This is a genomic window from Vibrio pectenicida, assembly GCA_024347015.1.
In the GTDB taxonomy this organism is placed as follows: Bacteria; Pseudomonadota; Gammaproteobacteria; order Enterobacterales; family Vibrionaceae; genus Vibrio; species Vibrio pectenicida.
In genome coordinates this window covers 360,540-379,599 of record AP024890.1, presented here as the reverse complement: position 1 = coordinate 379,599, position 19,060 = coordinate 360,540, and the positions used below count along the sequence as shown (strand labels likewise).

31 protein-coding genes are annotated in these 19,060 nt (G+C 41.4%); 28 read left to right on the top strand and 3 right to left on the bottom strand.

The annotated features are described in order from the left end of the window. The first annotated feature begins 101 nt into the window (after positions 1 to 101). From OCV27_RS16710 to OCV27_RS16605, 22 genes are all read left to right on the top strand, one after another. Complete coding sequence (locus tag OCV27_RS16710; RefSeq protein ID WP_125322460.1) at positions 102 to 749, top strand: hypothetical protein; 648 nt, start codon at positions 102 to 104, stop codon at positions 747 to 749. Positions 750 to 1,258: 509 nt separating this feature from the next. Beyond that, positions 1,259 to 1,540 carry a hypothetical protein gene (locus OCV27_RS16705; protein ID WP_125322461.1) on the top strand — a complete coding sequence of 94 codons (282 nt, stop codon included), beginning with the start codon at positions 1,259 to 1,261 and terminating at the stop codon, positions 1,538 to 1,540. 262 nt (positions 1,541 to 1,802) lie between these two features. Continuing rightward, a complete protein-coding gene (locus tag OCV27_RS16700) occupies positions 1,803 to 2,006 on the top strand; it encodes a hypothetical protein (protein ID WP_125322462.1) in 204 nt (67 codons plus the stop codon). A gap of 3 nt (positions 2,007 to 2,009) precedes the next feature. Further along, positions 2,010 to 2,618, top strand: a complete 609-nt coding sequence (locus OCV27_RS16695) for an ABC-three component system protein (RefSeq protein ID WP_125322463.1) — start codon at positions 2,010 to 2,012, stop codon at positions 2,616 to 2,618. Beyond that, entirely contained in the window at positions 2,615 to 3,118 is a 504-nt protein-coding gene (locus tag OCV27_RS16690; RefSeq protein ID WP_337969467.1) for an ABC-three component system middle component 5, read from the top strand. The genes OCV27_RS16695 and OCV27_RS16690 overlap by 4 nt, the downstream gene beginning before the upstream one ends. Next, on the top strand, positions 3,105 to 4,985 hold the full coding sequence (locus OCV27_RS16685) for an AAA family ATPase (RefSeq protein WP_125322465.1): 1,881 nt from the start codon (positions 3,105 to 3,107) through the stop codon (positions 4,983 to 4,985). Before OCV27_RS16690 ends, OCV27_RS16685 begins: the two co-directional genes overlap by 14 nt. 555 nt (positions 4,986 to 5,540) lie before the next feature. Further along, complete coding sequence (locus tag OCV27_RS16680) at positions 5,541 to 5,720, top strand: hypothetical protein (protein WP_125322424.1); 180 nt, start codon at positions 5,541 to 5,543, stop codon at positions 5,718 to 5,720. After that, positions 5,720 to 6,085 carry a hypothetical protein gene (locus OCV27_RS16675; protein WP_337969466.1) on the top strand — a complete coding sequence of 122 codons (366 nt, stop codon included), beginning with the start codon at positions 5,720 to 5,722 and terminating at the stop codon, positions 6,083 to 6,085. Before OCV27_RS16680 ends, OCV27_RS16675 begins: the two co-directional genes overlap by 1 nt. Continuing rightward, positions 6,085 to 6,570, top strand: a complete 486-nt coding sequence (locus OCV27_RS16670) for a hypothetical protein (RefSeq protein WP_337969465.1) — start codon at positions 6,085 to 6,087, stop codon at positions 6,568 to 6,570. Before OCV27_RS16675 ends, OCV27_RS16670 begins: the two co-directional genes overlap by 1 nt. Continuing rightward, on the top strand, positions 6,571 to 7,230 hold the full coding sequence (locus OCV27_RS16665) for a P-loop NTPase family protein (protein WP_337969464.1): 660 nt from the start codon (positions 6,571 to 6,573) through the stop codon (positions 7,228 to 7,230). A 246-nt stretch (positions 7,231 to 7,476) separates the two neighbouring features. After that, positions 7,477 to 8,283, top strand: coding sequence for a major capsid protein P2 (locus OCV27_RS16660; protein ID WP_125323489.1), 807 nt, complete (start codon positions 7,477 to 7,479; stop codon positions 8,281 to 8,283). A 9-nt stretch (positions 8,284 to 8,292) separates the two neighbouring features. Further along, positions 8,293 to 8,562 (top strand): hypothetical protein, encoded by a 270-nt coding sequence (locus OCV27_RS16655; RefSeq protein ID WP_337969463.1) that lies wholly within the window; start codon positions 8,293 to 8,295, stop codon positions 8,560 to 8,562. Positions 8,563 to 8,574: 12 nt separating this feature from the next. Beyond that, complete coding sequence (locus OCV27_RS16650) at positions 8,575 to 8,724, top strand: hypothetical protein (protein ID WP_185759874.1); 150 nt, start codon at positions 8,575 to 8,577, stop codon at positions 8,722 to 8,724. Then, the gene (locus OCV27_RS16645; RefSeq protein WP_337969034.1) at positions 8,721 to 8,936 is read left to right on the top strand and encodes a hypothetical protein; all 216 of its coding nucleotides are present in this window, start codon (positions 8,721 to 8,723) and stop codon (positions 8,934 to 8,936) included. The genes OCV27_RS16650 and OCV27_RS16645 overlap by 4 nt, the downstream gene beginning before the upstream one ends. After that, positions 8,933 to 9,349: a hypothetical protein gene (locus tag OCV27_RS16640; protein ID WP_337969462.1), complete on the top strand. Its 417-nt coding sequence runs from the start codon at positions 8,933 to 8,935 to the stop codon at positions 9,347 to 9,349. The genes OCV27_RS16645 and OCV27_RS16640 overlap by 4 nt, the downstream gene beginning before the upstream one ends. Next, complete coding sequence (locus OCV27_RS16635; RefSeq protein ID WP_125323349.1) at positions 9,349 to 9,855, top strand: hypothetical protein; 507 nt, start codon at positions 9,349 to 9,351, stop codon at positions 9,853 to 9,855. The genes OCV27_RS16640 and OCV27_RS16635 overlap by 1 nt, the downstream gene beginning before the upstream one ends. Continuing rightward, a complete protein-coding gene (locus tag OCV27_RS16630; protein WP_125323350.1) occupies positions 9,855 to 10,463 on the top strand; it encodes a hypothetical protein in 609 nt (202 codons plus the stop codon). Before OCV27_RS16635 ends, OCV27_RS16630 begins: the two co-directional genes overlap by 1 nt. After that, positions 10,463 to 11,368, top strand: coding sequence for a hypothetical protein (locus OCV27_RS16625; RefSeq protein ID WP_125323351.1), 906 nt, complete (start codon positions 10,463 to 10,465; stop codon positions 11,366 to 11,368). Before OCV27_RS16630 ends, OCV27_RS16625 begins: the two co-directional genes overlap by 1 nt. A gap of 12 nt (positions 11,369 to 11,380) precedes the next feature. Further along, the gene (locus OCV27_RS16620; protein WP_185759850.1) at positions 11,381 to 11,557 is read left to right on the top strand and encodes a hypothetical protein; all 177 of its coding nucleotides are present in this window, start codon (positions 11,381 to 11,383) and stop codon (positions 11,555 to 11,557) included. 53 nt (positions 11,558 to 11,610) lie between these two features. Beyond that, positions 11,611 to 12,030 carry a virion protein gene (locus tag OCV27_RS16615; RefSeq protein ID WP_125323354.1) on the top strand — a complete coding sequence of 140 codons (420 nt, stop codon included), beginning with the start codon at positions 11,611 to 11,613 and terminating at the stop codon, positions 12,028 to 12,030. A gap of 91 nt (positions 12,031 to 12,121) precedes the next feature. Continuing rightward, positions 12,122 to 12,340: a hypothetical protein gene (locus OCV27_RS16610; RefSeq protein WP_125323352.1), complete on the top strand. Its 219-nt coding sequence runs from the start codon at positions 12,122 to 12,124 to the stop codon at positions 12,338 to 12,340. Beyond that, entirely contained in the window at positions 12,340 to 12,489 is a 150-nt protein-coding gene (locus OCV27_RS16605; RefSeq protein WP_185759851.1) for a hypothetical protein, read from the top strand. The genes OCV27_RS16610 and OCV27_RS16605 overlap by 1 nt, the downstream gene beginning before the upstream one ends. A gap of 195 nt (positions 12,490 to 12,684) precedes the next feature. On the opposite strand, the gene OCV27_RS16600 is transcribed toward OCV27_RS16605, so the two are convergent. Then, positions 12,685 to 13,104 (bottom strand): DUF3653 domain-containing protein, encoded by a 420-nt coding sequence (locus tag OCV27_RS16600; RefSeq protein ID WP_337969461.1) that lies wholly within the window; start codon positions 13,102 to 13,104, stop codon positions 12,685 to 12,687. Positions 13,105 to 13,474: 370 nt separating this feature from the next. Between OCV27_RS16600 and OCV27_RS16595 the strand changes: the two genes are divergently transcribed. From OCV27_RS16595 to OCV27_RS16580, 4 genes are all read left to right on the top strand, one after another. Then, positions 13,475 to 14,188 (top strand): ribonuclease T2 family protein, encoded by a 714-nt coding sequence (locus tag OCV27_RS16595; protein WP_245986902.1) that lies wholly within the window; start codon positions 13,475 to 13,477, stop codon positions 14,186 to 14,188. Between the two features lie 887 nt (positions 14,189 to 15,075). Further along, positions 15,076 to 15,339 carry a hypothetical protein gene (locus OCV27_RS16590; protein ID WP_125323498.1) on the top strand — a complete coding sequence of 88 codons (264 nt, stop codon included), beginning with the start codon at positions 15,076 to 15,078 and terminating at the stop codon, positions 15,337 to 15,339. Between the two features lie 25 nt (positions 15,340 to 15,364). Next, a complete protein-coding gene (locus OCV27_RS16585) occupies positions 15,365 to 15,547 on the top strand; it encodes a hypothetical protein (RefSeq protein WP_185759871.1) in 183 nt (60 codons plus the stop codon). Next, the gene (locus OCV27_RS16580; RefSeq protein ID WP_337969460.1) at positions 15,544 to 16,182 is read left to right on the top strand and encodes an ankyrin repeat domain-containing protein; all 639 of its coding nucleotides are present in this window, start codon (positions 15,544 to 15,546) and stop codon (positions 16,180 to 16,182) included. The genes OCV27_RS16585 and OCV27_RS16580 overlap by 4 nt, the downstream gene beginning before the upstream one ends. Before the next feature lie 125 nt (positions 16,183 to 16,307). Here the strand turns inward: OCV27_RS16580 and OCV27_RS16575 are convergent, their stop codons facing one another. Continuing rightward, positions 16,308 to 16,679: a YybH family protein gene (locus OCV27_RS16575; RefSeq protein WP_125322138.1), complete on the bottom strand. Its 372-nt coding sequence runs from the start codon at positions 16,677 to 16,679 to the stop codon at positions 16,308 to 16,310. A 100-nt stretch (positions 16,680 to 16,779) separates the two neighbouring features. On the opposite strand from OCV27_RS16575, the gene OCV27_RS16570 reads away from it, so the two are divergent. Together OCV27_RS16570 and OCV27_RS16565 are read left to right on the top strand one after the other, a co-directional pair. Further along, a complete protein-coding gene (locus tag OCV27_RS16570; protein WP_125322139.1) occupies positions 16,780 to 17,646 on the top strand; it encodes a LysR family transcriptional regulator in 867 nt (288 codons plus the stop codon). A 103-nt stretch (positions 17,647 to 17,749) separates the two neighbouring features. Then, positions 17,750 to 18,040, top strand: coding sequence for a hypothetical protein (locus tag OCV27_RS16565; RefSeq protein WP_125322140.1), 291 nt, complete (start codon positions 17,750 to 17,752; stop codon positions 18,038 to 18,040). Between the two features lie 52 nt (positions 18,041 to 18,092). Here the strand turns inward: OCV27_RS16565 and OCV27_RS16560 are convergent, their stop codons facing one another. Continuing rightward, the gene (locus OCV27_RS16560) at positions 18,093 to 18,845 is read right to left on the bottom strand and encodes a phosphatase PAP2 family protein (RefSeq protein ID WP_420919495.1); all 753 of its coding nucleotides are present in this window, start codon (positions 18,843 to 18,845) and stop codon (positions 18,093 to 18,095) included. Positions 18,846 to 19,060 lie beyond the last annotated feature (215 nt).

The window sequence follows — 19,060 nt, the reverse complement described above, 5'->3', positions numbered from 1 at the left end:
AATCGTTATCTCTTAATTATTGACCAGGTTTATTAATAAAGGATCAGAAACATGTCAATCCAACGTCAAACTACCAAATTATTCGAGGTAGCTTAAACAACATGAGCTACGATCCATTTGTGCATAACGAACAACAAAAGAAGAAGCGCCAAGAGCGCCCTTTTTGTCGTCTGCATTATTCATTAATGGCTCGAATCATTAACAATCCATCTTCGTCTACAGCATTCCTTACTGAGAACGGCCGCACAAGCCAAGAAACCATGATTAACGATGTTGCCCGTTTTATGTATGTTTTGGTTAACGAAATGTGCATGACGACCGGAAAAATCGGCGTTGATACACAAAACGGCTTTCTCCTTCGTACTTGGGGCTATGTGTCTAAAGAACTCAATATGCCCGAATGGCGCGTTAAACAGTGCAAAGAGTATGCAGTGAAAAAAGGTTGGATCACATCGGTTCAACCTCGCGAGCGTTACACAGGTAAAGACAACTTAGAGAAATGGCGCGGCCTTGCTTCTATCAAGAAAGTGACTGACAAATATTTCGCTGATTTAGGTATATTACAGAACCGCTTAGAAGCGAAAGCTAAAGCACGTAAATATCTTAAGAAACGCGCTACACAGTGGAAGCGCCCCATTAAGTACATTCTCACGCCAATCACCCTACTTGCTCGCCGCCGTAAAGAGCGTGCACAAGCGAGCGATACAGGCCCAAATCAAGCGCCTACAACGCCCCCTATCCCCATATAGATAATCTTGCTTCTATGCCCCTTAGTTGGGGCTTTTTTCGTTGTTGTTAACAAAAACACAGTCAATATGTGACATTGTAACATATTTTATTGAGCATTATTACACCTAATGATTCTTTGATCACTAGCGCTGTGAGACTAAAGTCACATTTCTGTTTCTATCTACTACTCCTAGATATGCTCTGAGTTCTCACTCTGTTTTTACGCTCCTAATAACTACTTTTCATAGTCTTCGACTAGAACGGATAGTAATGAAAATAATGAATATTAAGGAATACATCCTGAAGGATGTAGAAAGGAAGCGGCTCTACTTGTCAGCAAGCTGACTGGAGCCTTTAAGGCTGCACCACTTCCAACACAGTCGATTGACACCATACACGCGGTAAGTATGACCTTCGTTTATCGCTTCGCGATGGTCTAGCAAGGTGAAGGGTGAGATTTTAGGCCTAAGCCACAACGCAGCATATATGCACGTGGTATCTTAATGCTTTGTTGTGTGAGAGTTTATTGATGACGAATTCAAAGACGTTGTACTGCATATCTGATTGGCTAACTTACTTTCTTATCCGTGCCGACTCCCCACAAGCTGCACTGAAAGAAGCCTACAATCGAGACTACAAACTGTTAGATAATAAGGCTGTAACTGAAGATACAGTTGTCAATGCTATGTGTTGTGAATATAAGGGATATGTTGAAACTGTATTGGAAGGAACACAAATGGATGCTGATAGGGTTCTGTGGCTTGATTCCTATGCGGAGACGCTCAGGTTTCAGTTATTATCGTCTAAATGACATGAGTAAGCTTCAATTGCTAGAACAAAATTGCCCCATTTCAATTTAGACTGCTTATTCATTATATATAGTATGGGCAATTTGACGTAATTTTTTCTAATCTGTGTAATCTCCAAAGAAGCTTGGTCGATTCAGCCATACATCTATATAGTTAATCGCGTGGTTGCATATATTGAGAAGTAAGTAGGCTTTTTAGGCTTGTATATTTGTGACGAAGATTAAATCCTTGTAAAGTTTAGGGAAAAATCACGAGGATATTAGAGTGGAAGAAGCTTTAAAGTGGGTCAGTGATAATTTCGATGTTTTGTTTTCTGGCTTAGGTGTTTACGTTGTTAGCTCGTTCGTAGCAGCTATTGTTGCTATTGTTGGCTATTTCTTCTTTAAGTCTAAAGCGTCTTCTAACAAAGTAACTATGAGCAACATTAGCGCTGGTGGTGACGTTGTTGGTAGAGATAAGAAAGGGTAATAAGTGTCGGTATTGGATTCAAATAAAGCCTCTTTCGACAAAGTTGCTGCTGGGGGGCATGTCGGTGGACGAGATGTTCATGATAACTCTACCCATATAACGCATAATCATGCTGCTCCAGTTATGTATCGTCAAGATCGCAGGCTGCGAGAGCTTGTTGAAGAGCATGAACGAGAGATTCAGAAGGATGAACTGTACAAAGTATTTTCTGGTCAGCTCAATAACTTTCTGGAGCGAAAAGTTGAAGTGAAACTTCGAGATCTAGGGCAAAAGCTCACCGATGGGAACAGAGATTATCTTTTAGATTACGCTATGGATGTAAAAGAGCGTGTATCAATGAAGATAATGCAGTTCTCGCACTACAAATCGGCTCAAGAACTCTATACGTACATTCTTACTAACATCAGAACCACGTTTCTCCATGAGATTTCACCATGCATCAAATCTGGTGACTTTAAAGACTACCAGATCAATGAGTTAGTTGAAGATAAAATCATCCAGCCTGTGTTAGAAAGTGTTCATGGTTGTAGCCTCAATATTGACAAAGATGAGTTGTACGGAGTGCTGTATATACTTACAGGCAACTGCTATATAGAGTGGGATTTAAAGTGATTATTTATCATCCAAGAAACGATCTTTACCACTGTATGTTTAGGTTTATCAGCATCGCAAGTATGCAAGATTTAGAGGATTTTGACTCGGTAAGGCTGCGTATTTACGATCTGTTTTACCTATTCCCGCATCTTGTTAAAGATATTGAGTTTCCAAGAGCTAGAGGAATCGCTGCGTTGAAGCGTAGCTTTGGCTCAATCGAGCAACCATACGAAATTCTACCAGACAAGAAGCGACTATTTTCAGAGATGGGTGACTACCATATACAAGCTCTTCAAATACTAAAGGCAAAGGGTCTTTTTGAGGAAGAAAACGGTAAGTTGCGGATCTCTGAGGGGTTCTATAGTCCGTCAATTCGAAGGCTGATTAACGACAACTCTAATGAGTCTACAGAGCTATTTTGTAAGCTATTCCAGACCCTTAATACGATTGAGGTTGTTGGTGAAAGTGGACTTAAGAAAAGAACAGGCTTAATGGAATACAGATATGACGCAGTATAAACCTTTCCTATTGGTCAAAAGGCTAGTCATTACGAAAGGCAATAGCATTGCCTACGATGAAAAGTTCACGGCAGGTGTGAACATTATCAGAGGCGTAAACAGCTCTGGTAAGTCTACGATCTCGGATTTTATATTTTATGGGCTAGGTGGTGATGTAACCAAGCTCAAGAATGAAGCGAAGCAGTGTAGCTTTGTTTTTGTAGAGACATCCCTAAGTGGTAATCTGTTCACCTTGAAGCGAGAAATCTCAGAGGGTGGTAGAAAAGGGATGGATATCTTTAGTGGAGGCTATGAAGCCGCTTCGGTTGCAGCTGTTACTGATTGGACTCGCCACCCTTATAACGCCAATACAAAAGAGAGTTTTTATCAAGCCTTGTTCAAAGAGCTTGGTATGCCGTATTCAAAGTCAGATGACAAAAACAGCATCACAATGCACCAGTTGCTTAGAATGCTCTATGTAGACCAGATGACTTCACCAGATCGACTATTTAAGTTTGATAAGTTCGATTCACCAAACAAGCGTCAAGCTATCGGTGAACTTTTGATCGGCTTGTCTGATTTTGAACTCTACGAGAAACGGGTCAGATTACAGAGCTTGAAACTAGCATTGGAAAACCGAATCAAGGAGATCAAAACCATTCATTCATTTTTGGGTGATACAATTAAATCTGTTAGTGAAATAGATGGTGAGATAGAAGAAAAACGCAAAGAGATAGATGCTCTTGAGCTAGAGGTTGAATCGTTTTCTAGCCCATCAGAAGATGGTAGTACAGAAGATGAAGTGCTTAAAAGACTAATTGTTGAGGTTCAGGAAGCAAGAGGAAAGTATACGGCAAGTCAGCAAGAAATAGCCAAAACGTCATTTGAGATCAATGATTCTCAAATGTTTATTGAGTCGCTGAGCCGAAGAGTTACAGCTCTTAAAGAAACTCAAGATGCGATCAATGCTCTGTCTGACTTTGCATTTAATCACTGTCCAGCATGCCAAACAGAAGTTAAAGCGCAACCTACAGGTTGTTCTTTGTGTGGCACGACAAAACCTGAATCGGATAATGATATTGATCCTACTTTTAAGGTTAGGAAAGAAATAGAGTTCCAGATTGCCGAGTCCCTTCTTCTAATAGAGAAGAAGCAAAAAAGGCTTGATGAGCAAAGGGTTGAATCGAACCAGCTTGAAACTAAGTTAGGTGAGTTGGAACGAGACTTAGAGATTATTCGCAAACCTCAAAGATCCGTAAATATACAGTTAAGACAAAAGCTTAGTGAAATCGGTGGTTTGCGTAACGAAATCAGATCACTTAACAATAGCAAGAAAGAGTTTGCTAAGCTCTACGGGCTGTATGATGAGCGAGATACGTTGCAGAAAGACTTCACCAAACTAGACGATGAAATCGCTAGGTTAACTCAGCGTATGGAAAGTGACCTTAAAGCGAAGAAGATAAAGCTATCAGAAGCGACGCTAGATGTTCTTAAAGCTGATGCAGGACACGAAGAAATATTTGTTGATGGTAGCAAGGTTGAGTTCGACTTTGCTGAAGATCGAGTGACTATTGATGAAAGAGCCTTATTCTCGGCTAGTTCGATGGTATATCTAAAGAACGCATTCAGACTAGCTATGCTCAAGTGCTCTTGTGAAGATCCTTCCTATCTGTATCCTCGCTTTTTGCTTATGGATAACATTGAAGATAAAGGTATGAAAGAAGAGCGCAGCCAACTCTTTCAGCGTGAGATCGTGAAATTATCCAACTCTCTAGATGTTGAACACCAAATCATCTTTACCACTTCCATGATTGATAGCGACCTCAACCAAAGTGAGTACTGTGTAGGTGACTTCTATAATATGCAAAATAAGACCTTAAAAGTATGAACCTTTGATACCCAAACTGACAAAGAGACAACCTTGAATTGTCTTTTTGTTGTTTTCAGCCCTGCAAAGGCATATTTTCTTATCCCACCTAACTCTGACAACGCTTATTTACGTAAACACTCTAACTCACTTTTGTCCAATTCGAGGATGGATTTAAAAAATCTTGGGATTGAGATATGAGTCTATACTCACAATCTTGGTTAGTGTAATATTGGCTCTGATGATTTCGTAAAACCTCCCGCTTGTTTCTATTAACGTCAGTTAAGGTAACGAGCTATATGCCATATAAACATAAAAAATTAGTTGTCCTTCCCCTATTCCTATCTGTATTGCTTATCTGCCTCTATCTCTTCATACCGATAGAGTTCATTGATTTAATCATTTCCTTTATATCAAAAGGGGTCTATCTCCTACTCTTCGCCATTATGTTTTTCTTGGGCTGTTGGGCTAACAACAGCCCACGGCCGTCTAAAACAGAAAAGCAGAAGCTTGACGTCATCGTTTACGCTTGGGCTTTTGTCGGCCTGTTCTCCGTCATGATTGAGTGGTGATTGCATGGAACAGAAAACACTACAAAGCGAAACCACGCGCTTGCTCAACGAAATGGACACCGAATCACAAGCCTATAAGCCGCCTATGGGGTTTGGGTTTGTTAAGCCTTGGTTGACTAAAACGGTTTGGCTATTTAAGGCCTTCAATCGCCGCTTAAATGCATTGGAAAAGGAACGCGGATAATGGAAAAGGAAATCTTAGGCTATGTCACTTGCCGCACGTGTATGACGCCCAAAGCCATTATGCAAGGCTCAGGTAAGCGCAAAGAGTATGTATATGGCCGCTGTGAATGTGGTCCTGACAATCGTTGTGGTAAGCCAGCACAACTAGAAATGAAAGGCTTTAAAACTCTTGAAGAGATCCAAGCTGATATTGAAGTCCTCACCCACCCTAAACCGGAACCACAATCAGAGCCAAAGCCCATTGTGAATGAGCAAAAACCGCATAGTGAATCAAAGCCAATGGGAACGGCGGCATGTATGGGTATTGGGGCGGTAACAGGGTTTGTATTAGGTGGCATGATTAAAGTATTTAAGGCGGTAGCGTAATGGACGAGCAAGTATTAGAAAACAATCAAATTGACGTGGAAGACATCGAGCAGTTAGAGCAGCACAGTGAGCTAGACGAAAAAGCATTATTAGCAGAGCTTAACGGCGACGACTTCGATCCAGATAGCGTCATTAAGCGCAAAGATCCCAAGCAAGCGGCAGCACTCGAAGCAGGCAAACAGACTGCAAGCATTGTACTTGGTGTATTTGAGCAAGGGCTTAAAATGTTTGGTCATCAGTCGTTTGAGTTTGACCCTGATGGCGCGGAAGGTGTCGCGCAAGCAGCCGCCCCTCTTTTTGTGAAATACAACGGTGAGCTTCCCCCTTGGCTAGCCGAGTACAAAGAGGAAATTGCATTTATTGGCGCTGCAGGAGCACTTGGCTTTAGCTCATTCCAGCAAATCAAAGTCCTTAAAGCCTTTGATAAAGCGAAAGAGATTGAGCAAATGGAAAGTGAATCAGAGGTAACGGAGGAAGCGCAATAAATGCAACCTATTAACCCGAATAATGCCCTTAAAAATGGTCATGTGTTTGCGGTTGGGATGAGTGGCAGCGGCAAAACGTCCGCTGCTAAGAAACTCTTTATCAAGGCGACTGATCAAGTCGCCATTTTTGACCCAATGGGAGACTATACCGGAAAGCTGGCGGGGCGCGTGGTGCGCGGCTATAGCGATATCAAAGAGTTCGCCGCCGCATCGATTGCTGGGCGTAAGACTAAGCAAGGCTTTAAGATTGCCTATCAGCCCACTTTTGAAACCACAACCAAGGACTTTGACAAGTTTTGTCAGGTGGCTTGGGCTATGGGGAACGGAAAGCACACTAAGGCGCTTAACATCATCTGTGAGGAAGTAGCAGAGCACAGCGACAATGCGGGTAAAGCGACAGGTTACCACGGCAAGATATTGCGCTTAGGGCGCAAGTTTAACTTACATACCATTAATCTATTTCAACGTGGCCAAGAGGTGTCAAAGACCATCATTGATAACTGTCAGTATGCGTGTGTGATGATGCAAAAGACCAAAGCCAGTGCTCAATATTTGGAAAAAATGACCGGAATACCCGCTGATGAGATTGACCAACTCGACAGACTTGAGTACTTGCTGCAGGACGGTAAGCAATTCAAAAAGGGAGTGATTCGCTGGTAATATGTGAACCAAATCAAACTTATTGCCAACCCATTCACAATAACTATTAGGTATCGATTGTGAATCTCTTGCTTAAGTGAAAGCCGTCCAATGTTGGGCGGTTTTTTATTTGGAGCAAACAATGAAATTAGATGCTAAGAACATCGGCATTATTGCGGGCATTGCGGCACTGGTCGCGGCTGGCGTGGTTTGGGCGTCAAACAACGTTGATGCCGTTGAAGACACAATCGGTTAAGGGGTTGTGACATGAATTCAGTAATGAAAATCAACTCCTTTACGGGCATTAAGTGGGGTGAGAAAGCGATCGTGACCCTATCTACGGGGCCAGTCTATGAAGAAATCTTTCTGGAAACGAACCTCACACCTGAGCAAATAAAGCGTGTCTCTATTACGCTCAATGCTGATGAAATCATCACGCTAGATGGTCAGCTTATGAAATCTCTAGAAGCGTACAAAGGTATGCCGTCTATTGAAGGTTTCTATCATATCCCACTGGCTGACATTACGGCCAAAACCAAAAATGGCATGCGCTATACGGCCCTTGTGACAGAGACAGGCGATAACATCACGTTAGAAGTCGAAATCGTGGATAAACCCGCTGACGATTCGCCGGATGTGCAATTAAAAGGTCATGCGACGGTCTCCCCTGCGCAACCTGCAAGAATCGTTGTTCCCATGATCCAAAAGCAGACCATGCAAGCGGGTTCAACGGAAAACGAGTTTCTAGATCTAAAAAGCGGTCCATTGGTGCACGTTCGCCGCATGCACTTTTTGAGCGCTGAAATTAACGGGCTGGAAATTCACAAAGACTATGTGAAGCTTTACGACTCAACGCGAGCGGTAGAAACCATGCGCGCAAAACGTAATCGCCGTTTTTGGCAAGCGGGCGTGTTTCACTTTGACCCCATTATGCGTGGCTACTATCTCGACGAGCTATTCCCCACTTACCACAGCAATGAGCTAAAGCTCACTGTAAAAACGGATTCAGCGGTTGGCACGATCCCAATCTTGGTTGAGTCGGTCAAAGTGGTGCGTCCTGATCTCATTCAATAAGGGGGCGTTATGTCTTTATGGGATGACTTGAGCGACTTTGGTTCTGGTGCACTTGATAGTGTTGGTGAAGGGTTTGACAGCCTCGTTAAAACCGCCACGACCTCAGAGCAACAAACTGTGAATTCAGGCACCACGGCGCAGACAGTCAAACAGGCTGACAACCACGGCAACAAGGTTACGCCAACAGCTCAAACGAAAGATAACACCCTACTCTACGCGAGTATTGGGCTAGGAACGTTATTTGGCTTTGGGTTGTTATTTGTCCTGGCTAAAAAATAGGGAGAGCTGGCCATGCCATTGATATGGGTTGCTCTTGCCGCTGGCGGTGCGGGGTTTGGGGGCGGATTCTTTGCGGGATCGGCGGCAACGAAAGTGATTAAGTTAGCCGCTCTTGGGGGCGGCGGTTATATCGCCTACAAGGTAATTAAGGGGGGCAAATGATACCGAATGGGCTAACTAATAGCGGTTCAATGCCTATCAGTGCGGGCGGTGGTGCAGCGGGTCCTAGTCAAGCCGACGCTAGAAACTCGATTGGCGGTATCCGAAACGGTGCGATCAACTTTGGTGGCAGTGCTTGGCAAAGCTTAGCGAGCAATGCCCCGCTAATTTTACTTGGGATTGGTGCGGTGATATGGGCGGTGAAAAGAAAATGAAATTCAATTTGATTCGCCCTAACCGCCCTGACCTATCGGCGCAATTTAAGCTCATTAAACGTGCGTTTAATGGAGTGGATAACGTTAAGGCTGAGTTTGAGTTTTGCTGTGATGCGGTCATCGATAAACGAGCGAGCTTGTATCACCTAGTTAGCCGCAAGCAAGGCGTATCATTGCGGTTTGTCGGTTACGTCACCAGTGACAATGACTATTTGATTTTAGCGATGACAGGCAAAGGCTTACAAAACGGTGCGCCCGCGATCATTGAGGCAGTTAAATCTCAAGGTTATCGCGCTATCAAATATCACACGGTGCGCACGGGCATGACTCGAATTCTTAAAGGGTTTGGGTTCGTGTTAACGAGCCAGTCAGAGCGTGACCGTGTGTTGTCTTTGAATCTGGAGGGGTGCTAATGGGCGGCGGCGGTTCAAGTTCAAGTAAAAACACCACACAAACCACCAACACCAACGGTACAAGCGCGGTTAGCGGTGACAACCTTGGTGTAATGATTTCAGGTGTTAATGGCAACATTGGCAGTGTCACCATGACTGACCACGGTGCTATGAAAGCAGCCGAGAATATGGCTAAGGCGGCAATGGCAAGCAATACGGAAGCCATGAAGCAAGCGGGTAATCTCAGCTCAGAAGCGATAAAAAGCAATGAGCGGGTCATTGATAAGTCCTTTGACTTTGGTGAAAAGTCATTGAATGCGGTATCAAGGACCAACTCAGAAGCCATTGATGCAATGAAAGTGCTGGCTGCACAAAGCAGTGAAAACACACGCACGGCGCTAAAAGTGGCAGAAAAGGCGAAAACTCATGAGCAAACAGGCACGGCCCCGCAAATGACGAAAATTGCACTGGGTGTGTCGGGTGCGCTTGCTGTGGGTATGGTGGCGTTAGCATGGAGTAAGAAATAATGGAATTACAACCAGGGACACAGACGCCAATATCCGTTGGTGGCAAAGGCAAATATTTGATTGTGCGCTCGACCAGCGCCCCTGTCTTTATCAGTGCTGACAACCTGAGACCGCAGCGGCTGGAATCGGGCGACCGAATCAATGTGTCTGAGTTCGATAAGATGTTTTTAGAGCACAAAGCGCCACAGACCGTGACCTTTGATTATCAAATTTCAGATCTTGAGGTACGGCCCGCCTCAACCAGTGGCTTAGTGGTCCAGCGCATTATTGAGCCTATCGAGTTTTCGGCAACGGTGCACGTTGGTGATGGGCTAAAAGTCGAACCACTTTCACCTGACGCCATGACCACTAAGCCAGATGTTGAAATTGCGCCCAATGCAAAGGTGAAAATCTGTAATAGCGGTTTTCGTCAAGTGTCGATCCAAGTCATTAGTGACAAGGTAACGAGTTTGCGTATTGGTGATTTTAATATTGCCTCAAATCGCGGGCTTATGGTGATGGGGAGCAAGCATGCGACAGGCTCCCTATCGTTGGAATATTCAGGGGAGCTTTATGCCGTCAATACCAGCACGTCAAACGCTCGCCTATCCATTGTGGGGGTAAATTAATGCACGTTAGTAACCCATTTTTTAACACGAAAACGACGATTTCAGACGTTGACCAACTGGCCGACCGCTTGCTGGCGTTGTCTGATATAGATGCTCAGGTGATTAATGATTTACTGAGTCTAACCCAACAAGACGCTTCACTACTGAACAAGGTCAATCAACAAGCGTCTTTGATTGACCAACAGGCAAGCTTACTGACTCAGCAAAGCAAAGATATTGCTGAACTGAAAACGGACGTAAACCACGCGCAAGCCCTAGCCAATGCAAGCAGTGAAAACCTATTGATTAATCCTCGCGGCAAAATCAATCAAGCGGATGAATCAGACGGCGTACTAGCAGCGGGTGTGTATTTCTGTGACGGTTGGAAAGCAGGCGAAAACGGTGCCGAAGTGTATCGAGATGCAGACGGTTTTCGTTTGCTCAGTGGCTCAATTATTCAGCTTGTGCCAAACATCGGCGAACCCAATCAAACCCTACGCGGCAATATGACTACGGTCAGCGGTGCTCCACAAATCAAAATCAATAGTGGTACAGATACCGCCCAAAATGATAGCAGAGATTACATTCAGTTTGAGGTTGTTGGAGATAACACCAAATTTACACGTTTGATTCTCGCTGAAAGTAAGAGTTTACCGATTTACCACCAACTCAGTGATGAGCTAACACCATGCTTGAGGTTCCTGAGAGTATTTAAGGGACGTACACATAGATATCTCAACCTCATTTCAAGAAATGTTCAAGATGACAAGGTGCAAGTATTCCATATGGTGCCTGCTGCGTCATGGTTAGGGTTATATAACGCGAGGACGATTGTCGGGACAATAGACGGTTTCCAATGGGATAACGCTTCAGACACAAGCGCGGCACTCTATGTTGATGATTTGAAACTAGATGCTAGGCCATAAGGATTGGATATTATGAAATACGCAAATTTAGAAAAAACGGCTGTTATTTGTCAGCACCCCGCGAATGAACAGCAATGGACAGTCCCACGCGGCCACCGCTTTTGGGCTGAGTTCGGAATTGACCTTGCGGAGCAAGAAAACCGAATTGAAGAGGCCGACCCACAACCTCAACTTGAGCAAGTGCAGTAATGCGCCCGCTCTATCTATCTCTCACACTAGGAGCCGTTGGAGGGCTTATTTATATGGCATACAAACAAACATTGCCTCGCGGCGTTCGGAACAATAATCCGTTAAACATCCGCGAAAGCAAAGGCGATACCACGCAGTGGCAAGGTGAATCACTGTTAGACACTGACAAATCATTTGAAGAATTCACTAACCCCGCGTATGGGTTTCGCGCAGGTGCGCGAGTGCTTCGTTCTTATGAGCGGCAAGGCTTCAGCACGTTAAAAGAGATGATCAATCGATTCGCTCCCTCTCATGAGAATGACACGGACAACTACACCAAGTTTGTGAGTAAGGAGACAGGCATAGCGCCCAACCAGCGCGTTAATGTGAATGACAATGACCAATTAGCCAAATTACTGCATAGCATGTCACGTATGGAAGTGGGCGATTATTATTCGCTGAAAATGGCGCAAAAAGGAGTGTCATTGGCATGACAAAAGAAGACTGGAAAAAGCTAGGAATCACCATTGTAGGCGGCGTTGCTGCGGCTTACACCATTAAATTTTTAAAAGCGAGTAAATTACTATGAAAAAACTATTAGAGAAAATGGGTATCAATTTAGATGAGCCTTCCACACAGAAAGGTCTCGCACTGGTTGGGGCGGGTGCGGCACTGGCGTTAGGACATCCAGATCTATTAACCGCAAGCGTTACACAGGAAGGCGTTCAATACGGTGGCCTTATTGGGGTTACTCTACCCATTGCTATTGGTTTATGGGAAACCATCCGTAAAGAGTTTCAATAATGGATTACCAAGCACTAGTGATTTTTGCAATCAGCTCTTTGTGTTCAGGTATTGGTGTTGGGGTGACACTCAAAACAGATGTGAAGTGGTTGCGACTCATGCTTGAAAAGATAGATGAGCGCGTTACAAGGCTTGAAAACAGTAACTAAGCATATGGAGAATATGGAACAGCGATTGTGAAGATCAATAAACATTGGCCCTTGGTTGTGCTCCCTACTCTATTGTTGATGTCTTGGTATGCTTATGCACGAACGAGCAAAGAGAAAGCTAGGTTAACACCGGTTCCCCCACCTACACGGTCAACGATTGCGAATTTGGGTAATTTAATTGACCAGTTCTAAAGCTTATGAAGAGTTAACAGGGCGTTTTACGCCCTGTTTAGTTTTTAATCTATAACGTTTCTTTTTTTTGCGCCTAAATTGGATGACGTTTGAGGTCGTCTTAAGACACACTCTGATATCCAGTTCCATCAAGTCATAAGCCGTTAATTCCCTACCGCCTGGCGTAAATAATTTATCCCCACGAATTTTGAAGCCTCTCCACTCTTTAGACGTTGGTAAATAACCACGATGCATGATGAGCAGTAGACGCACGACTGATAGTGGCCATGTGCCTTTTTTCTTCCAGTTTTTGATTGTTTGGGGAGTGACGCCGAAATAGTCGGCCGCTTCTTTAATCGAATCAAAATGCCAAAGTATTAAGTCTGATACTTGGTTGCCGTACAGATTATTTTGGAATAGTTCTTCTTTTATTTGTCTTTTCATATGATCCATGTCTCATTATTATTAATGAAGCAAAAATCATATTTTTCATAGTGCTCAGCCACAAATGCTAATAAACTAGGCATTAATAAAACTTTCCTAATCTGTGATAATAGTTCAGCGATACCCCTTTTATTAATATAACTGTATATTAATCAGTGTCTTATCTTTTACATAAGACAGCATAATGAACACCTCATATCGAGTGAATTCTTGTAATTTTTGTGATTATGGTTTTATATTCCTGCTTGATTCACAATGAGGGGTAATAATGAATGCAAAATTCGTAGGTCACATGTTGGTAAAATTGGGGGCACTTCTTAGAAACAAGTCAAAAAATTAATTAATGTCAATATATTTTGAGGTGTTTAACGTGAAAAAACTGATTTTATTCTCCTTGTTGTTTTCGTTTGCAACATTTAGTTATGCGATAGATGAATTTGAAGTTTCTGTTGAGAATGCACCTAGCGGCGTGTATGACATCAGTGTCATATCTATGACTTGGATGCCAACATTTTGTGAGTTTATATCCAAAGATAAAAACATTTGTAACAACGAATTTAAGTTACATGGCATTTGGCCTTACTACACCTCAGTAGAGGATAAGGACAACATAATAAATTATCACCCTTCAAATTGCTTTAAATCAAAGGGCTGTTCGTCGACGAAAGACTGCGAAATTACTGCTGATACGATATCATTTCTTTCAAAAGACAAGGACATGCAGAAAATTTATCATAAAAATTTAAATCTATGGTCGCATGAGTGGAGGAAACACGGCACATGCTCAGGTTTAAACCAAAAAGAATACTTCGAGCAAGCTAACATTTATATACCTAAAGTTTTGGAGAGTTATAAAAATATAGAAAAGCTTATAATGGAAAATAAGAATTCTCTTGTGGATGTAGAAGAAATATATAATGTTTCACCTAGAAACGTATCATTGAGATGTCTACATGTGGATGGAAGAAATTACTTGTTCGAGGTTAATTTCTTTTTTGATAAATCAGGAAAAGCTCTTAACAAGGTCAGCTCTCAAATTGGGGATAAGTGCTCTGGAAGCATTGATCTACGATGGTTAAATTGATGTATTTTTGAGTGAAACCAAAACAAAGTTGCCGATTCTGGTGCTCTTTCTGAATGTAAATGTTTTCATTTTAGTTAGATAATTGCTTTGTTTTTTGGGTAACTTTACACGAATAAGTTATCTGTATAATATTCGCTATGATTTAACGTAACTGCACTTAGTGTGCACATAAAAAATCAACCTTTTTGCTAGTGCGATTTTTCTCATCGCACTAGCACTTCACCAAAATTTTGCCATATCTCTAGTTATTAATGATTTGCTAATGTTAGATTTTCCGAAACTAATAATTGTCCAAAATCTATTCAGCATCAATATAAAACGAAATTAAATTAACGATATATTCTCGTTAATTTATTGCTCTAATTATTGTTAATCTAGATATTAAGACATGAGTTTACACCTAATATCGTTCAATAATCGAGCTTGGAAATCATTATGAAATTAAAAATATGGTCATGGCTCAAAGCATTTCATTTAGGCTCAATTATACCACCCAATCAACTTGGTGATTAGTAATAAAATACTAACTTATATCGTATTTCCCACTAACATCATACGTACGAAATCAAAGCCCATTCAGTATGTTTACGCATACCTAGAATTTTTCCAGAGACGACATTTTACTTGGCTAATCATCGAAAAATCTGCCTTTGAAAATAACTAGTTCAGCGTATCACTACTTTAAGTCATGACCAACTCTTAAAATATAGAGTTATCAACAAAAATTATTGACTATTTAAAGTACAACTCATTCTTAAAGAACGCATCAATAATGCAATATTGTTTTTTTATTTCAATAATTAGTTTTTGTTTTTTTTAGTATTGATATACCAAAGAGAAAAATGGATAATTTATCGGTACGCTTTAGGCAATGGTAAGGCGATGTAATGAGCGATGATATGTTGATTTCCCAAGGAAAAGCTCAGATTATGGTATCGCTCGGATTTATATCTTGTGCATCTGTGATAGAAGAAAAGCTTGGATTTAGTGTCCAGTTTTTAACTCCAGATAAGAAGTCCGTGTATATGTCAGATTCTCATGGCATGAAAAAAAACTTTAAAAGTCTAGATTCATGTTCAAAAGCATTAAAAAAACTGGGTATTTTTATATTTCAAGTTGAATTAAAAGATGATACGAATTATCGCTTATGACGTCGACACTCTAACCAGAAATCACATGGATGATATTGAAATGGTGATCTCAGATAGGGTGATATACTTCCAAGGAAAACTAAAAGATCAACATTTTGTGTTTGTGACCAAACGTAACGATATTGCAACCTTTAAAAGCATTAAAGCCTGCAAAGATTTCATTAGCGAATTTCTTCCAGATAAAAAAATCACCGTGAGAATGGAATGAATGACATAATCGAACAATGCCAAAGAGACAAAGGATCGGTGACGCTTTTTAACTTATTTTTCAATCCTATTAAATCTCTTGATAACCAAGAATCCGAATTATTTATTGACATGATAAACAATGGAGAGATCAGCAATATCCGTGATTCAATAGATAATAATCTTCTGCATTATTCATTGATGATTGATTCACCACTTTCATACTCAATAGCTAAAAGATTGCCAAATTTAATTACTCAAAAAAACAAACTAGGTCAACTTCCTTGTCATTTTGGGGCATTTCACAATAATCTAGATTTAACTAAGTTTTCACCACAACAAGGAGCACTGCAAGATACTAGGGGCTTTACTCCTCTGCATATTGCTGCTGAGTTGGGTAACCAGAACCACATAAAATCAATGCTAGATTCTATTGAAGAAAAGAATGTATTTAATGCCTTTGCTCTTCATTGGGCGTTAAAAAACGACGAAAAAAACAGCATTAAAAGAGTGAACAAGTTGATTTTTTCGAAAGCACTACTCCAAAGCGCCAATTCAGTCCAAATGAAAACAAAAAACGCTATAGGAATGACCCCTAAAGATTGGATGGAAGCAACATGCTCAAACACAGAAATTGACTTTATAATATTCAAGTGAGCATTACTTTGAAATGATATGGCTTCCTTCTTAAACTTTTTATTGATAGTTAGTAGTAAACAGTCATCAGCCAAACCTTCACTTCCTTCATTTTATTGTAACGGGGATTATCCCCGTTACTGGTACTATCGTTCACCCAATACTTCAAACTCATCAAAAGACAAGCGGGCAACACCATCTTCGCAAATGGTCCATACCTCTTTGTGCACAGCGCCAAAGGCTTTATTCATTGTCCACTTTGAAGACAATACAAAGCTATTGTCATCGACTTGTTGCCATTCAATATCGCTATACACCACATCTGAAAAACCCTGATCGATAATATTTTGCCAGAAGTCTTGAATCTGTTCACGACCTTCAAACGTCCCAAAAGGCTTAGCGACCATGATTGCACTTGGGGTATATTGCTCTGCACAACCTTTCGCGTCTTGGTGGTTAAATGCCATTTTCCACGCTTGACTACCCGCGTTACATAGATTCTGAGTTGATGATTTCATTTAATTTCTCCTTGCTAGTTTGATGCAATCAGTGTATTGCTAAACTTAATGTGTAAAAACAGATAAATAAGAAAAGACTGTTTTCAAAAAGAGAACAATAATGAATAAACAAAGACAAATGATGATCTTTAAGACGATTGTAGACTCAGGATCGATTTCTAAAGCTGCTGAAAGGCTCGAATTATCAAAATCGGTGCTCAGCAATCACCTTAAGCAACTCGAAAATGAGCTAAACATAGACTTGCTAAAGCGCACAACACGTCGACAATCACTGACCCTCGCTGGTGAGCAATTCTATCAGCATTGCGTCGCATTGAACGACGTAATGTCTCATGCTTGGGAGGATATTCACCAATTACAACAACAACCACACGGAAAAGTATCTATCACTGCACCAGTGGCCTTGATGGAACTTATTGTCATACCGGCTTTAAGTAGTGCATTTTCTTCTTACCCAAAAGTGTCACTAAATTTAATCGCAGATGATCGTCAATTAGACTTACTCCAGCATGATATAGATATTGCAATTCGGTTCGGAGAGTCCCCAGATAGCACTATTAAACAAAAGCGAATTGGCCGTTTTCAAGACGTACTTTGTCAATCAAAACACACCTGCCAAAATGCGGCTGAAGCTAACTATATTGCGAACCACTGGCAAGCAAAAGATATAATCCATACTCTTAACCACAGGGAAAGCTCCTCAACAACTGAGCTATGTTATACAGCCCATCATAGAGCAAACAACATCAACCAAGTGGCTAGCTTAATTCAACATGGAATGGGAGTTGGCCTACTACCAGACTTTCTGCTAGATCAATACCCAGACTTAGAACCTTGTTTTAAAGAGCACTACTTAGCTATAAATAATGTTTATGCCCTGCACCCTTATTCAAAATCGCCGCCAGTTTCTGTTGTTCATGCGATCAATGCTGTTGAGAAAAGACTGAAATCCGTGACGGAGTTTTGAACATCTGTTTAACCTAGATCAAGCTTGAAAATTATTTTTACCACATCCAGATCTCTGTCCTACAATTGAAAAACTCATCAATAAATCACTACGGGGGTTATACATGATTTCAACATTCAGAGACTACGAACTACAAGACAGCAATCACTTTCATGCTCATATAGAGGTCAACCCAACAGGGGTATTAGATGTTGATATTATTGAAAAAAAAGAACATCATCAAACTGATCTTTACGATATAAGCTTTGAGAAACTAGCCGGAAAGACACGTCTAAAGGGAAAAGGGGCGCAACATCAGTGGCAACTGGATCTGGATGATAAGGATGCGATTGAACTCCATCACCTTATCTCTCAGGCTAATGAAGAATATGAGACACTCATGCGCGATCTATAACACAGCTTACCATTGTCAGGAAAAGTACTTTCTTTTCCTGACAATTGCTCTCCTAGCCCTCACCTACTCTAGCTTTAAGACAACGGCTCAAGATTTTATCACTCACTTTCTCTAGCTTTACACTAAGAATATAAACTAACAGTACAAAAACGACTGACCCCAACAGGTCGATCGGCCTGTGCATTCCAAGCCACAAGCGGCTATATGCTACCCCCATTGCCCATGTACTAAGTGCGAGCGTAAGAAGATAGCGACCATTTTGAAGAAACAAATTACCAAAAAAAGCCAAACATATAGCGACGAAAATCGTATGGCCTGAGGGAAAAGAGTAATCTCGCTCTCCCTGCCATTGATTGATTCTCCAAGTACTCACACTGCCTATCAATTCATCAATCACTTGCTGCTTTTGCAACGAACTTAAGTTATAGAAGTGCGAAGATTGGGGAATCAAGAGGTTTTGCGTCAATACTTCAGTGTATGGACGTGGGCTTTCTGTAGCTTGCTTGAGGGCCGTTTTACAAATGAAACCTACGGTAAGAATCAAACCTAAATGGAACATCTTCTTCATCCACAAAGCTCGGTTGGGGATAAGTCTCCACGTAATAGCAGCTAAGACTACGAGAGAAACAATAAACCCTTTTGGTCCTGCAGAAAATGTTAAGACAGTAAAACTAAAACCAGTAGATGCGGATACGGGACTAAATAAGTCAATATCATTGACCATTACACTCAGAGCCATAATCCCTAAGAAAAATATTACTAGAAGTGTCACACCATATTGCTTATTCGAAAAAGAATGCTTCACTAGTAAAACTCCGCACCATACTTTGAAGAGGGTGAATAGTAATCGAAGCAATAGGGATGATTTATCAGATCAATGTCAAATAAGTGAAAGTTCACGCTAACATGTTAAAGTCATCACACAAAACTGTTAAAGCATTCAATAAGTTAAATCTTATATGGCATCCATGAGATCCAAAGCTTAAAACTTGCACTTCTGATTTCATTTTGGCACTGTTT